This is a genomic window from Paenibacillus sp. FSL R7-0189 (genome assembly GCF_037969925.1).
In the GTDB taxonomy this organism is placed as follows: Bacteria; Bacillota; Bacilli; order Paenibacillales; family Paenibacillaceae; genus Paenibacillus_AQ; species Paenibacillus_AQ odorifer.
On record NZ_CP150223.1, the window covers coordinates 2,491,994 to 2,508,367 of the forward strand.

A 16,374-nucleotide genomic window follows, 5' to 3' on the forward strand; every position below is an offset into this window, starting at 1 on the left:
GTTCATTTGAATTTCGCCCCTTTCGTCTATATGGTATAATTAGTACAAAATTGCTGTTAGTAAATGAGATTGATGAACGGTGACACCGTGTCTAGTTCATCACGAGTATTGTTTTGAATAGCGTTAATTATTCTCGGCAGAGAATGACTATAATATGTTAGCAACAGCACTAACTTTGGAGGAGACATGAAATGAACCCGGTAGAAATTGAAGAAGCCGTCTCCGATTTAGCGATGCAACCCTTTGATAAGGAAGAGTTCCCGTTTGCTTTTCTGCGAGCGTTCGGGAATAAGGAGACGACGATCAAGAGATTAAGTTCGGGCGAATTCAATAAATCTGATTTAGGCGGAGTCCTACAGACAAACAACATTCACATCGTGGTTGCTCAGCTTGGTGAAGTTAACAAGACACTTGCTGCACTGAAAGAAAGCCGAGCAACAGTGAGAGCTAAAGCACGCTTTATTCTTGCCACCGATGGAGTGGAATTCGAAGCAGAGAATCTTAAGTCTGATGAGCCACCGCTTATTTGTGCCTATAAAGATTTCCCAAATCACTTTGGATTTTTCCTGCCACTTGCCGGAATTACGACAGTCAAGCAGGTGAGCGACAGTGCTTTTGACATCCAGGCAACAGGCCGGTTGAACCGGCTTTATGTCGAGTTGCTAAAAGAAAATCCAGAATGGGGAGCAACTGAAAGACGCCATGAGATGAACCATTTTATGGCTCGTTTGATATTTTGTTTTTTTGCCGAACACACTGGTATTTTCAACGGGATGCGTCTTTTCACTGAGACTATTGGGACTATGAGCAAGCACGATGCCTCTAATACACACGAAGTGATTAGTGAAATTTTTCGCGCTATGAACACCAGTAATTTTGACCGTACTAAAGTGAAATTACAACGCTGGGCCAATGTATTTCCCTATGTGAATGGGGGACTCTTCTCGGGCAACGTAGATGTACCTAGATTCAGTAAAATCGCGCGTTCTTACCTATTTAATATAGGTAATCTGGACTGGACTAAGATAAATCCGGACATTTTTGGTTCGATGATTCAGGCGGTTGCGGACGACGTTGAACGTGGCGCACTTGGTATGCATTATACGAGTATGCCTAATATCCTAAAGGTACTAAATCCGTTGTTCTTAGATGATTTGCGGGCACAGCTTGAAGCTGCAGAAGATAATCCTCGCATGCTACTCAATCTGCGTAAGCGTCTATCAAAGATTCGGATCTTTGATCCTGCCTGCGGCTCAGGCAACTTTTTAGTCATTGCCTACAAGCAGATGCGAGAGATTGAAAACACTATAAACTTGCGACGCGGAGAGCATGAACGTGAGAGTTCGATACCACTCACTAACTTCCGTGGTATCGAACTGCGCGACTTTTCGGCTGAGATTGCGCGTCTTGCCCTTATTATAGCTGAATATCAATGCAATGTTCTTTATCTTGGACCCAAACTCGCCCTTGCGGATTTTTTGCCGTTGTCATCGGAGAATTGGATCACATGTGGCAATGCCTTGAGGCTGGACTGGCTTAATATTTGCCCACCGACTGGGACAGGGGTGAATTTCCAAACCGATGAACATTTGAATGTGCCATTAGATCAAGCACAAATTGACTTTGAAAATGAAGGTGGAGAGACTTATATTTGTGGAAACCCACCCTACCGTGGTAGTCAGTGGCAAAACGATGAGCAGAAAGACGACCTTCGAGCAATATTCTCTGAAAAAACCAAAAATTGGAAATCGTTAGACTATGTTTCCGGCTGGTTTATGAAGGCAGCTGATTATGGAATGAGGACTCCCACTACTTCAGCTTTTGTGGCTACCAACTCAATTTGCCAAGGACGACAAGTAGAAACCTTGTGGTCGTTGATTTTCGACACAGGCCACCAGATCGCTTTTGCTCATACTTCGTTTAAGTGGGCTAACCTCGCTAGTAAGAATGCTGGGGTCACGGTGGTGATTGTCGGTATTTCTACCAATCCAAGTGGCGACCGACAAATATTCAGCGAAAAGCCTGATGGGGGAAGCGTTGTTAAATCTACTGGGCATATCAACGCTTATCTTGTACCAGGCCCTAATATTATCGTTAGTCCAAGGACTACACCAATCAGTGAAATTGACGAAATGACTTTTGGTAACATGCCCAATGATGGTGGAGGATTGTTACTCTCTCGAGACGAAGCAGAGCGTGCTGAACAAATTTATAGAGTCCCTAATAAATTCATTCGTCCATTTCTGGGATCACAGGAATACATTCGAGGCCAAGAGCGTAGGTGTATTTGGGTCGGGGAATCTGATAGTGAAGAGGCAGCCCAAAATGAATGGCTTGCTGCGCGGTTTGAGTACGTTCGTGATAAGCGACTAAACTCAAGCCGACCAACTACACAAGCCCTCGCCGATATCCCTTATCGTTTTGGTGAGGTGCGTCAGCAAGGGAATGAGCGAATTATCGTTGTTCCTGGAGTGAGTTCCGAGGGACGTTCCTATTTACCAGTTGGCTACTTACCGAGAGGCAGTATTGTAAGTAACAAAAATTTTGCTTTATTAGATGCACCCTTATGGAATCTTGCCCTTATAGCCTCCCGCATGCACTGGGTTTGGATAGGCGCTGTTTGCGTGAGATTAGAAATGCGGTTTTCGTATTCCAATACCCTTGGGTGGAACACTTTTCCTGTACCTTCTTTGACTGAAAAGAATAAATCTGACCTTACCCGCTGTGCTGAGGACATCCTGTTGGCGCGTGAAATACACTTTCCTGCGACAATTGCAGATCTATATGACCCGGAAAATATGCCTGCGGATCTACGTGAGGCGCATGAGCGTAACGACGAGGTATTGGAACGTATCTACATTGGCCGTCAATTTCGCAATGATACTGAGCGGCTTGAAAAGTTGTTCGAGCGTTATACCAAGATGATAACGGCATCAATGAAACCGAAAAAGAAGGGCAAAAGGGAGGCAGACTAATGAAGAAGGGTAATAAATCAATTCCTACCATAACAGTATCATACGCTCGTAAAGGCTCTTCGACCAAGGCCAACATACTGGGTATGCGGCAAATGCAGGAACGGGCTTATGAACGGCGAGGTGAGCAGTACCTGCTTATTAAGTCACCGCCGGCATCTGGTAAGAGTCGGGCGCTGATGTTCATTGCTCTTGATAAACTCCAAAATCAAGGGCTTAAGCAGGCAATCATTGTAGTTCCGGAAAAGTCAATCGGTTCAAGCTTTAACGACGAGCCATTGAGCAAATATGGTTTTTGGGCCGACTGGAGTGTGGAACCGAAATGGAATCTCTGTAACGCGCCAGGTACGGATAATGGCGGGAAGATAAATTCCGTCCATGCATTCCTCAATAGCGCTGACAATATATTGGTTTGCACCCATGCTACATTCCGCTTCGCTGTTGATCAGCTTGGCGTGGAGGCATTCGACAATAGGCTGATTGCTGTGGACGAATTTCATCACGTTTCAGCGAACCCTGACAACAAACTTGGCTTTTATCTCGGACAATTCATTTCCCGCGATAAAGTTCATATTGTAGCTATGACTGGTTCCTACTTTCGTGGTGATGCCGAGGCAGTGCTGGCCCCACAAGATGAGGCGAAGTTTGATACTGTCACTTATACCTATTATGAGCAACTCAACGGCTACGAATATCTGAAGCAACTTGATATCGGCTATTTCTTTTACTCCGGGCCATATACTGATGATATCCTCAAGGTTCTTAACCCAGATGAGAAGACCATTATTCATATCCCAAACGTCAACTCGCGCGAGAGTACGAAGGATAAGATCAGAGAGGTAGAATATATCATTGAAGAGCTTGGAGAATGGCAGGGTACTGATGCCGCTACCGGTTTCCAGCTAGTCAAAACACCAGATGGACGAATTCTTCGGATCGCCGACCTGGTGGATGATGACCCGACCAAGCGTGATCGGGTTTCATCTGCACTGAAAGACCCTGAGCATAAGAACAACCGCGACCATGTAGACATTATCATTGCTCTCGGCATGGCGAAGGAAGGTTTTGACTGGATTTGGTGTGAGCATGCACTTACGGTTGGCTATCGAGCGAGCCTTACTGAAATAGTGCAAATCATTGGTCGCGCAACACGCGACGCGCCAGGAAAAACCCGTGCTCGGTTTACCAACCTGATTGCTGAACCTGATGCTTCAGAGCAGATCGTTACCGAGGCCGTGAATGATACTTTGAAAGCAATAGCCGCCAGCTTACTGATGGAGCAAGTCCTTGCGCCTCGCTTCGAATTCAAGTCGAAAAACCCATCAAGTGGTCCAGTCGAAGGGTTTGACTATGGTGACGGTGGCTATGATCCGGAAAAGTGTAATGTCGGTTTTAACCACGAAACAGGGCAATTGCAGATTGAAATTAAGGGCTTGTATGAGCCCAAGAGTGAAGAAGCAGTGCGCATATGTCGAGAGGATCTGAATGAAGTGATAGCAACATTCGTTCAGGACAAGAACACCATCGAACGAGGCCTATTTGACGATGAAATTGTGCCGGAGGAGCTCACACAGGTTCGGATGGGTAAAATTATCAAGGAAAAATACCCTGAACTCGACGAAGAAGATCAGGAAGCTATACGCCAGCACGCTATTGCTGCTCTTAACCTCACTCAACAGTCTAAGCAAACTGAAAATGGTGACACCAGAAGCGGTAGCGAACCGGCAGCCAATACAGCCCTTATCGATGGAGTGCGCAAGTTTGTTAATGTGCGTGAACTGGACATTGATCTAATAGACCGTATCAATCCATTCAGCGAGGCATACGCGATATTTGCAAAGGCGTTAAGTGAAGACAGCCTGAAGCAAGTTGCCGCAGTTATTGCAGCAAAGCGCGTAAGAATGCCTTATGAAGAGGCCAGAGCGTTAACTAAACGGGCCCTGCAATTCAAGAAGGATCGTGGGCGGTTACCGGATATAAATGCTCAAGATCCATGGGAGAAACGTATGGCGGAAGGTGTAGCAGCCTTGCAGCGCTATTCTGCAGAACAAAAAGCCGCAGAAGGTAATGGAGGTGATACAGATGTCTAATCTTTCTGATGACGAGCTCCTAAGAGAGCTTGGTGTCGTATATGAAATAGAAAAGACAAACTCACATACGCCACTTGAAGAACGCATCATTTCAGGATTTGAAGAAATACAACAATTTTTTATCCGTCATGGTCGCAATCCACAGCATGGTGAAGATAATGACATCTTTGAGAGGCTATACGCTGTACGACTCGACCGCCTGCGTGAGCAAAAGGAATACCACGTTCTTCTCGCTCCTCTCGACAAACAGGGTCTACTAGATCCTGCTGAGATTGCACCATTGGACCCAGTGGATTCTATGGATGATGATGAACTACTCGCCGAACTAGAAGGAATTATCGGTCCTTCAGATATTACAGAACTACGGTATGTTCGCTCACGAACTGAAATACAAGCAGCGGAAGAAATTGCTAACCGTGAGAAGTGTGAAGATTTTGATCACTTCAAGCCACTTTTTGAGCAGGTGGAGAGTGAACTCAAATCTGAAATTCGGCAATCTCGGCCATTTGGTAAGGATGCGAGTGTCAACAAGGGTGACTTCTTTGTTCTGGGTGGCCAACTTGTCTTCGTGGCAGAGAAGAGTGAAGAATTTAGGGCGCCAAATGGTCATCCTGATGCTCGACTTAGAGTCATTTACTCTAATGGTACTGAAAGTAACCTTCTACTTAGGTCTTTACAGCGTGCGTTATACAAAGATGAAGCTGGGCGACGCTTAACTGATCCTGAATTAGGACCATTATTCAGTGAGAGTTGGGATGAAGGCGATATCGAAAGCGGTACTATCTATGTCCTTCGTAGTCTTTCTAATCATCCCTTCGTTTCGCAGCATCGCGAACTAATTCATAAGATTGGCGTTACGGGAGGTAAAGTGGAAACTCGCATCGCCAATGCAGCGCACGATGCGACCTATCTGCTGGCGGATGTTGAAGTTGTTGCCTCATACAAATTGGTTGGTATCAACAGGACTAAGCTGGAAGGGTTATTCCACCGCATATTCGCACCAGCTCAGCTCGACCTTACTATTCATGACCGTTTCGGCCACCCGGTAAGACCACAGGAATGGTTTCTCGTGCCACTGCACGTAATTGACGAAGCGGTGAGCCGTATTCGCGATGGCTCGATTGCTAATGTGGTTTATGATCCTAAGAAGGCCAGTTTGGTTGGCATTAATCCGTAATGATAAAACTTCATACCCATTCCAACTGTGAAGGACGCCTTGATTCGGCGTCCTTCATTTCGCTCTATAAATGTTACGGTGAACCGTACCACAAATAGTGGTAAAGCGGAGAACAGAACTCAATATTAGTTTAAATGACTTGAACTGCACAGCATCACGGTTAAAGCCAATACAATTGAAATAACAAAAATGTAAAAAGAGCCTCCACTTCGATTTTAGTGGAGGCTCTTTTAAGGCTGCTAATCAATGCGCCAGATGCTCGCTCATACTTATGTAAAATTAAATGTTAGCTACTTGGCAATGATAGGCACCCATAATTCCTGCTCAATTTTGGCTCCAGGAGCCAAATAATTCTCTATACAAGGATGATTGGCAAGCTCATATCCAAATTTAGGAAGCTGTTTTGTATGTATGCGCTGCCAATAATTAATGTTATCGTTGGGGAAAACTGCAAATACAGATGGATGAAGAATTAGTTCTTCCATATCGTTCGGTATATTACCGTCATATCTAGACCCCATGAGGAGTGCAGTGTTTATGGTTACCTCAGCTGAGAGCGATATTCAGGATATTGTAGGTATGCTTCGTGACGCTAATGATGAGAAGATACGCGTGGCGAAAAATGTACTTAAAGAATTATTATGAGATACGTCCCTCAGAGCAAATGAGGTCATTTAAAACAAGCGTACAAGCCATTGGCTTGTGCGTTTTGCTGCAGCTTAAGTATAGTTCTTATTTTATGATTAATGGAAATAGTCTGAAGTTTGAGGCGTAACAAAAAATATCTTTAATAAAGAATTTCGCTTTAACTAGCGTACAATTTATGGGTCATAGGAGGAAAAAATGTCTGAATTACTAGCTCCAGCAGGAAATATGGAAGCTTTAAAAGCTGCAATTTCTAATGGTTGTGATGCAATATACTTAGGAATGCAAAAATTTGGTGCACGTGCATACTCATCTAATTTTGATTTAGAAACGTTAAAAGAGGCTGTTACGTATGCGCACCTGAGGAACGTTAAAATCTATGTTGCAATGAATACCATCGTTTTCGAAAACGAAGTTGAAGAGATGAAAGAGCAGATACACGAATTAAATAAAATCGGTGTTGATGGCATTATCGTCCAGGACCTGACTGCTTTTGATTATATCGTTAAAAACTTTCTTGATATGGAAGCACATTGTTCAACTCAAATGGGAATAGACGATCTAGATGGAACTTTATTATTTAAAGAACTTGGTGCTAAAAGAGTTGTTCTGTCCCGTGAGGTCAAGATTGAAAAAGTAAAAGAGATCAAAAGAATAGCAGAAATCCCTTTAGAAATTTTCGTTCACGGTGCTTTATGTGTATCTTATTCGGGAAATTGTCTAATGTCAGGATTGCTCGGCAATCGATGCGCAAATCGCGGAAGATGTGTGGGTTCATGCCGTAAGGAGTATGAACTAATCGATAAGACAACAGATACATCTTTAGGGAAAAGCTATATTCTATCTACTAAGGACTTAAACACCATCGATTATATCCATGATTTAAAAGAAATCGATTCTTTAAAAATAGAAGGCCGAATGAAGGCGCCTACGTATGTTGCTAATGTTGTATCCAAATACCGCAAGGCCTTAGATCATAAAATAAACGAAGAAGACAAAGAAAATCTGAAAAAAACATTCAATAGAACATTTACTAAAGGGTATTTGTTTCACGAAGACAGGAGAAATATTACAAACATCTTAAAACCTAATAACTTCGGTTATGAAATTGGAACAATCAGCGGGATTGTTAAAGACATGTATGAAATAACACTTACACGTCCTTTAAATCAGAACGATACCATTCGAATCAGTCACAACAATGAAGATGTTAATTTAACAGTTGCCAAACTGTACGATAAAGATGGCGAATTAATCAACAAAGCAGAGGATGTCTGCTATATCAAAATCAAAGAAAAGATGTCTAAGGGAGATTTAGTATATAAAACGAAGGATTATTTCTATAACAAAGAATTAGAAGCATCACTGGAAAAAGAATTTAAGCGGTTTAACCTCGATATTAGAGTATATGCATGTCCAGATTCAAAGCTTTTCATAGATGCGGAAGGCTTTGGCTTTAATTATTCCTATGAAAGCGAGGAAATACTGGGCGAGGCCATTAATAATCCAACAACAAAAGACCAGGTAATCAAGCAATTCTCAAGATTAAATGATACGATATTCGAACTTAATCATGTCGAGTATGAGGAATGCAATGCATTTATTCCAGCTAAACTGTTAAATGCAGCAAGAAGAGATATTGTACTGGGCTTGTATGACTTAAAGCTTAACAGCCAGCAGAAAAGAACCAAGGCTTTGGAAGCAAAAGAAAAAATAAGCTTTGCCCCTGGAAAACCATACCTTACGGCCTCTGTAACGACTAAGGAACAGTACGATGCTTGCGTGAGCTGTGGAATTAAGGAAATCTATTACGAAAATGTGGTTAGAAGAAATCAGAATGATTATAAGGAACAAGAAGGACAGCTACTAATTGGAGGATATGGGGGGATTAATCACTATAGAGAAACAAACCCGTTTGTTACGGACTATTCTCTAAATGTTATTAATGCCACTAGTTGCTATGAATTATATAAATTAGGTGCAAAGCGAGTCACTTTATCTTATGAATTGAATAAGGGCCAAATTGAAGATTTAATGAATGCCTATGTTAAAGAAAATGACGGCTATCCTGCACTGGAAATGATTGTATATGGCAGGGCTCCTTTGATGTTTACGAAATATTGTCCGATGAAAAAAATGAATCAATGCAGAATTTGCAAAACGAAGAGCTATGAGTTAAAAGATGAGCACGGAACGTTCCCTATCATTTCCCATGATGATTGTACAACGACTCTCCTTAACGGGAAGACGCTTAATCTTTTAGATGAGCTACAAGATATCCAAGGAATTGAGGCGCTCAGATTAAACTTCACAGTTGAATCAAAAGAGCAGGTTGTGAAAGTCATTCATATGGCGTCAGGCAAATTAAATGGCTCTATGAATAATGCTGTCTTTAATCAGGAAACAGACACAAGAGGACATTTTAATAAAGAGATTGTGTAGTCGTTGAATTCATTAAATGTTCTAAAATCAATCATACGGATGACCTTCAGATGAAAGTATTATTAGTTGAAGATGATAAGACGATCGCGTCGGGACTGGAATATTCGCTGCAGCAAGAGGGTTATTGGACTGTTCTCTGCCATAATGCCGCTTCAGCCCGAAAGGTGCTCGCCGAAGACATCGATCAGTTCACTTTGTGCCTGTTCGATTTACAGCTTCCAGACGGAACTGGCTATGAATTATGCAAGATGGTGAAGGAACGGCGGGATATTCCGGTCATTTTCTTAACGGTGATTGATGATGAGGTCAATGTCGTGATGGGGCTCGATATGGGAGCCGATGATTACATTACCAAACCTTTTCGGGTTCGCGAGCTTCTCTCCAGGATCAAATCCGTCTTGCGGAGATACCAGAAGCTGTCCCACGCCGGAGCAGTCATCGACATTGACAATGTGCGCATCCATAAGTATATAAAAACGGTGCCGAAATTTCGCTAACCGCCTTGGAATACCGCTTATTGCTGATCTTTGGCAACCACGTTGGACAGGTCCTCACCAGGAATCAGCTCTTGGAGCAAATCTGGGACGTGGCCGGCGACTTCGTGAATGACAACACGTTAACGGTCTATATCAAAAGGCTAAGGGAAAAGCTGGAGGATAATCCGGAGCAGCCGGCTCTGATCAAAACGGTACGCGGTTTAGGCTATAAGGTTGGTGATTAGATGCTACGCAATCGGGAAAATCTAATATTATTGCTCGTCATGGGCTCGATCAGCTTATCGGCGATCGTCATTGCTGCTTTCATTTCGTCTGTCGCCGCAGCCCTGGTTATTATTGTATCCGTGCTGCTTACCGGCACAGCTTTATTATTCACAAAACGGAGATATTACGAGCTAGAGAAGCTGTCCATCTATTTACGGGAGATTAGCAGCGGCCAGGCCTCCCTTGACCCTCGCGATAATCAAGAAGGTGAGCTTAGCATCTTAAAGAATGATATTTACAAGGTGACACGCATGCTCTCCGAGCATCGTTCTCTATTGCAGCAGGATAAGCTTCAACTGACCGATGCCATCTCCGATATTTCACATCAACTCAAAACACCGATCACCTCTATGACAGTCATGGCAGATCTGTTAAGCGCCCCTGATCTGCCTCCACTCAAAAGAACGAAGTTCACCCATCATATTCGCATTCAACTTGAACGGATCGATTGGCTTGTTTCATCTTTATTAAAGCTAGCGAAAATGGATGCGGGAACTATCCCGTTCAAAAAAGATCGAATACACATGAAAACCCTAATCCAAAATGCACTGGATCCGGTTATGATTCCGATGGATATTAAGGGACAGACCGTTTCCATCACAGGGGATGACAACGTCTCTTTTGACGGCGATTTCCATTGGACTGCTGAAGCGGTTATCAATATTTTGAAGAATGGAGTGGAGCATACACCTGAGGGCGGTGCGATTACCATCACATTTTCCGACAACGTGCTATTTACGGAAATCGTTATTGCTGACAACGGAGAGGGCATTCCGAAAGAGGATTTGCCTTATATATTCAAATGTTTTTATAAAGGGAAGAATGCTAATGAAGGAAGCATCGGTATAGGGCTTGCGATGGCTCACAGCATCATTGCAAGCCAGAACGGCGTGATTGATGTAACGAGCGACAGCGGGACTGGTACAGAGTTTCGGATCAAATTTTATAAGCATGTGATTTAACAGCACTCCATAAGTGACTAAACTGTCACCTCCAATGTCACTGTAAAGTCATTTTGGACAGATAAAATGATATTCATCAGATGAACGATGGAGGTACAACCATGCAAATGAAGCAGCAGCGCAAGATTACTTTTTTTATCACCATAGGCTACACCCTGATTATTCTTTATTTTATGTTTTTTGCTTTCGGCAGAGCGGATAAGGTAGATCTAACCAGTCAGTACACCTTTATTTTTTTGCCGGACGATTTTTTTAGGGTGCCGGGTCTTTCCGATCTTCTACATCCGACACTGATGGACTTGGTGGGTATTGGAAACATTGCAGCCTTCATACCTTTTGGCATACTGTTTCCGTTGTTATACCGCACCAGCTTTGTTCGCTTCATGACAGGGTTTATCCTGTCCATTCTTGTGGTGGAGACCATCCAGGCACTAACATTCCTCGGCAGCTTTGACACGAACGACGTCATAAAGAACTCATTGGGCGCTGCTATTGGATTCGGGGCGTACAAGATTGGCTTCCGTACAAAAAACTACTGGAGAAATATCACTGCTACGGGAATTGCCAGTGCTGTCTTAATGCTCGGCGTGTGGGGGGTCTTAGGAGTAGCTGATCAAGTGTTCACCAAAGAGTTGGCCCCTTTTGTAGCGATAAACGAATGGGAAGATAGTACCGGAAATCGATTAACGGGAACCAAACAGAACAGTCTTAAGATTGGCGGTCAAGACGTGACACCCCAATATAATGTGTATGGCATCGAAGGTAAAAAGAAGGAAACATATACGTATTCGCTAGGTAATAAGGGAGATCTGTATCTTAGCTTGAATTATGGAATTCCTGATCATAAGGATTTTCAGGGCAGCATTAAGGTTACCGTTGACGGGCATGAGCTCCTGTCTGTATCTGCAGAAGATCAGCTCCATGAGCCGGATATGAGGATCCTTTATCTCACCGGGGCTAATGAGCTTAAGATAACCATTGAGGGGAATGAAACCCTTTGGGATGTTGGATATAGAGAGATGGTATATACCTGGAATTGAGCATCTAGGGAAGGAGGGATGACAATGGAGATTTTAACAATTGAAAATTTGTCCGAAATATACGGCACAGGCGAATCGGCGGTGAAGGCGCTTGATGATGTTTCCTTTTCGGTCCAAAAAGGTGAATTCGTCGCAATTATCGGACCTTCCGGATCGGGGAAATCGACACTCCTTCATATGCTGGGCGGTGTGGATCGACCGACTGGCGGGAAAGTGTATGTTCAGGATACGGATACGTATACCTTGGACGAAACGCAGCTGGCCATCTTCAGACGCAGGCAAATCGGGCTGATCTACCAGTTTTTCAATCTGATTCCCGTCCTGACGGTGGAAGAGAATATTACGCTGCCGCTCTTGCTGGATCAACAAAAGGTAGATCAAAAGCAATTGGCTGATCTTGTGAATACGTTGAATTTGCAGCATCGATTAAACCATCTGCCGAATCAGCTATCCGGTGGACAGCAGCAGCGTGTCTCGATTGGCAGGGCGATCATCGGCAATCTTGCGATCATGCTGGCCGACGAACCCACCGGGAATCTGGACAGCAGGAATAGCATTGAGATCGTCGTTTTATTGAAAATGCTGAATAAGACCTATCATCAGACACTGATCGTAATCACGCATGACGAACGGATCGCCCTGCAAGCCGACAGAATCATTTCGATTGAAGCTGGGAGGATTGCCAAAAACGAGGTGATAAGGCGATGAATATTGTCAATACATTAACCATCCGGCATCTGAAGCAGAACAAGAGACGAACACTTGTGACTATTTTTGGCGTAATTATTTCGGTATCCATGATGACCGCTGTCATTACGCTTATTTTTTCCTTTGCGGATTTAATGATCAGACAAACTATCACAGATACAGGGGAGTGGCATATTCAGTATCAAGATATAACCAAGAAACAGCTTGCGGCGATACAGGGCGATGATGCAACCAAAACGGTTGCAATCACAAGAGACCTTGGGTATGCCCCATTAGAAGGGGGACAAAATTCCAATAAGCCGTACTTGTTCATTAAGGAATATGATGTGCAAGGGTTCACACAATTTCAGATTGAAATAAGCAAGGGACGCCTTCCGCACACGGACAAGGAGGTTGTGATCTCCGAGTCTGTTGCAACAAATGGCAAAGTGAAGTACGAAATCGGCGACCGTCTAACGCTTCGCGTCGGCGACCGATTCGAACAAGGGGGCGATCATCCCCTGGATCAGACGGAACCGCTGCGCAGGAAAGACGGCACATTAACCGAGACATTACAGCATAGCATAATTAGGGATTATACGGTGGTAGGCTTCATTAAACATCCGGTGTCGGAAACGGCTTGGGCCCCGGCTTATACGATCATTAGCTATGTCGATGATCATATCATCGGGGGGGACGATCGGGTCGATGCGTCGGTGGTCTTGCAGCGGGTCAATCCGTTCTTGTTCGCACATGCGGAGAAGCTGGCTGAGAAAAACCAAATTGACACTGTCCAATATAATGACGATTTGCTTCGTTATTATGGCTTGTCCAGCAGCGGGGCCTCATCCAGCATGATGTTCTCATTATCGGCAATCATTATAGGGATTATTATAATTGGCTCGGTTGGACTCATCTATAACGCTTTTGCGATATCCGTCTCGGAACGTTCCCGCCATTTAGGGATGCTCGCGAGCGTGGGGGCGACGAAAAGGCAGAAGCGAAATTCCGTATTTTTTGAAGGTATCGTCATTGGTTTGATCAGCATTCCCATTGGCATCTTATGCGGTCTTGCCGGAATCGGAATCGCCTTTTCGTTCATGAACACAATGATTGAAGGGGCATTATGGACTAGTGAAAAGCTGAGGCTTATCGTCACGCCGTTATTGCTCTTGATTACTTGTCTTGTTTCGATGCTGACGATTTTCGTTTCGGCGTATCTCCCGGCGGTTAAAGCATCCAGGGTATCTCCCGTGGACGCGATTCGCCAAACCACTGACGTAAAGCTTACGGCCAAAGCAGTGAAGACGTCGAAGATCATTCGTAAGCTCTTCGGAATCGAAGCAGAAATCGGGCTGAAAAACTTAAAAAGGAACAAACGAAGACATCATGTTATTCTTTTTTCGCTTGTTATCAGCATCGTTTTGTTTTTGACGATATCGTTTTTCACGACTGGCCTGACACAATCTCTGGCATTGTCGCTGGAAGGCATCAATTACGATATTGAAGTGTCGTCCAGTAATGGCGAAAGACTAGATGACCGGTTGATGCAATCGCTTGTATCTCTTGTTGGCGTCACGGAATACAACGTGAGTCATGAGTTAGTCGGGAACGCTTGGGTCGATGCAGCAAGCATCGCCGACGAGTTGCAAGAGAAGGTTAAGCAGGATAAGAGTATGCTGCAAGACGGGAAATACCCTTACGAAATTAAGCTATATGCAATGAATGATTCGAGCCTGCAAGCCTATGCCAGAGCGGTTGGCGCAGATTACGAACAGCTTACGGATCTGGATCATCCCGCCGCAATCGTGATGGATACGATTCATTACAAAGATATAGATACGGGGAAATATATTCAGACGAAGTCCATATATGCGAATATCGGACAACATATCGAGCTAATGAGTTTTATTAAAGCGAGTGGGGAAGAAACGAAGGCAAATAAAGTGATATTTGCCGCATTGACGGATAAGGCACCGATGGGGATGAGCCCGGTAGGCGTAGGCGGGTTAAATATGATCGTGTCGGAACGCGTCATGAATCGGCTGGCAGACGGCGAGGAGCTGGCTAACGCTTCGATGTACCTCCATTTGAAAAGCACGGAACCGGTGAAAACGCAGCAGGAAATTGAAGCGATGAATGAGACCAATCTGAATGTCTACAATGTATATCAATTCAGAATAAGAGAAGAACAACAGATTCTGCTGATGAAGGTCTTTTCTTACGGTTTTATCGTATTAATCTCTGCGATTTCTGTTGCGAACATCTTTAATACGATCTCAACAGGGCTGGCTCTTCGCAAACGGGAATTCGCGATGCTGAAATCCGTAGGCGCGACGCCAAAGGGGTTTGCAAAAATGCTGAACTATGAGAGTGTTTTTTATGGGGTCAAGTCGCTCTTGTATGGGCTTCCTGTCAGTTTCGCCGTGATGGTTCTGATCTATAAAGCATTTGCGAACAAATTCAGCTATGGGTTCACCCTGCCCTGGATGAGCATTCTGTCTGTCATAGTGTGTGTATTTGTCATTGTCAGCTCTGCGGTTGTTTATTCCGGAGCTAAAGTAAAAAAGGAGAATATTATTGATGCATTAAAGCAAGAGAATATATGATTCACTTACTTCACCCAGAGGAGGAGACGTTACCCGACGTCACACACAATCATGCGAGTTGACCGATTGCTCTCCATGCTGCTGATCATCTCCGGTAAAGGTACGGTAACGGGCAAGGAGCTTGCCGAGCATTTCGAGGTATCCTTGCGGACGATCTACCGGGATATCGAAAAATTAGGAGAAGCCGGCATACCGGTTGCCTCGTCCAGCGGCAAGGGCGGAGGATACTATATTATGGACAGCTATAATATAAGCGGCCTCTTTTTAAACCGGGATGAAGCTCATACGTTTGTAGCTGTAATGAAGAATTTACACGGCTTGTTTGGCAGGAACGAAGCTTTTAATGACATTATGCTAAAGGTTGAGCATACCTATAAGCGGGAGCCCGAGAAGCATAAACTGACTCTGGATATGTCCCATTTCAGCATGGAGCAGGAAATTAAAGAATACATTGGGATCATAAGCAAGGCCATCACGGATAACAGGCTGCTGGTGTTCGACTATATCAACAGGGATATGGAATACCTGGAGCGAACGGTAGAGCCAAGCTGGATTGACTTTCGCCATGGAGATTGGTATGTGATAGGCTTTTGCCGGGTCAGAGGGGACTACCGCAGATTCAAGCTCGTGCGGATCAAGCAACTGAAGCAGGGACCGCCTTTTGTAAAAAGAGAGCTGCCCGATGACCGAATCGCCGAGGTCATTGAGCACAGCTATTCGCAGCGGGACATACAGGTTGTGCTCAGATTCACTTCACGAATTGGTGCGCAGCTTCCCGAGTATTTTCAGAAAGAGAAGATTAGCCGGGGTGAAGATGGTTTCTATCTCGTTTCGGATACATTTCCTTATGAGGAGGGCCTGCTGAAATTCATTCTAAGCTTCGGCAAGGAGTGCGAGCTGCTGGAGCCTCGTGAATTACGGGCGGAGCTGCAGCAATATATGCAAAATATGCTTCTATCCTACAATGACTGACGCCCTGGTGTCAGTCA

9 protein-coding genes and 1 pseudogene are annotated in these 16,374 nt (G+C 44.2%); all 10 read left to right on the forward strand.

Annotated elements, in window-relative coordinates:
• The first annotated feature begins 191 nt into the window (after positions 1–191).
• A complete protein-coding gene (locus tag MKY63_RS10795) occupies positions 192–2,975 on the forward strand; it encodes a DNA methyltransferase (protein WP_339812803.1) in 2,784 nt (927 codons plus the stop codon).
• Positions 2,975–5,062, forward strand: coding sequence for a DEAD/DEAH box helicase (locus MKY63_RS10800; protein WP_339812805.1), 2,088 nt, complete (start codon positions 2,975–2,977; stop codon positions 5,060–5,062). The genes MKY63_RS10795 and MKY63_RS10800 overlap by 1 nt, the downstream gene beginning before the upstream one ends.
• Positions 5,055–6,239, forward strand: coding sequence for a GIY-YIG nuclease family protein (locus MKY63_RS10805; protein WP_339812808.1), 1,185 nt, complete (start codon positions 5,055–5,057; stop codon positions 6,237–6,239). Before MKY63_RS10800 ends, MKY63_RS10805 begins: the two co-directional genes overlap by 8 nt.
• Before the next feature lie 843 nt (positions 6,240–7,082).
• A complete protein-coding gene (locus MKY63_RS10810) occupies positions 7,083–9,326 on the forward strand; it encodes a DUF3656 domain-containing protein (RefSeq protein WP_339812811.1) in 2,244 nt (747 codons plus the stop codon).
• Between the two features lie 50 nt (positions 9,327–9,376).
• Positions 9,377–10,047: pseudogene (locus MKY63_RS10815) on the forward strand (response regulator transcription factor).
• Positions 10,048–11,049 carry a HAMP domain-containing sensor histidine kinase gene (locus tag MKY63_RS10820; protein WP_339812813.1) on the forward strand — a complete coding sequence of 334 codons (1,002 nt, stop codon included), beginning with the start codon at positions 10,048–10,050 and terminating at the stop codon, positions 11,047–11,049. It abuts the pseudogene before it with no gap.
• Between the two features lie 101 nt (positions 11,050–11,150).
• Positions 11,151–12,089, forward strand: a complete 939-nt coding sequence (locus tag MKY63_RS10825) for a VanZ family protein (RefSeq protein WP_038573933.1) — start codon at positions 11,151–11,153, stop codon at positions 12,087–12,089.
• Positions 12,090–12,113: 24 nt separating this feature from the next.
• Entirely contained in the window at positions 12,114–12,797 is a 684-nt protein-coding gene (locus MKY63_RS10830) for an ABC transporter ATP-binding protein (RefSeq protein ID WP_339812816.1), read from the forward strand.
• On the forward strand, positions 12,794–15,385 hold the full coding sequence (locus tag MKY63_RS10835) for an FtsX-like permease family protein (RefSeq protein ID WP_036682412.1): 2,592 nt from the start codon (positions 12,794–12,796) through the stop codon (positions 15,383–15,385). Before MKY63_RS10830 ends, MKY63_RS10835 begins: the two co-directional genes overlap by 4 nt.
• Positions 15,386–15,436: 51 nt before the next feature.
• Entirely contained in the window at positions 15,437–16,357 is a 921-nt protein-coding gene (locus MKY63_RS10840; RefSeq protein ID WP_036682411.1) for a YafY family protein, read from the forward strand.
• The last annotated feature ends 17 nt before the right edge of the window (positions 16,358–16,374 follow it).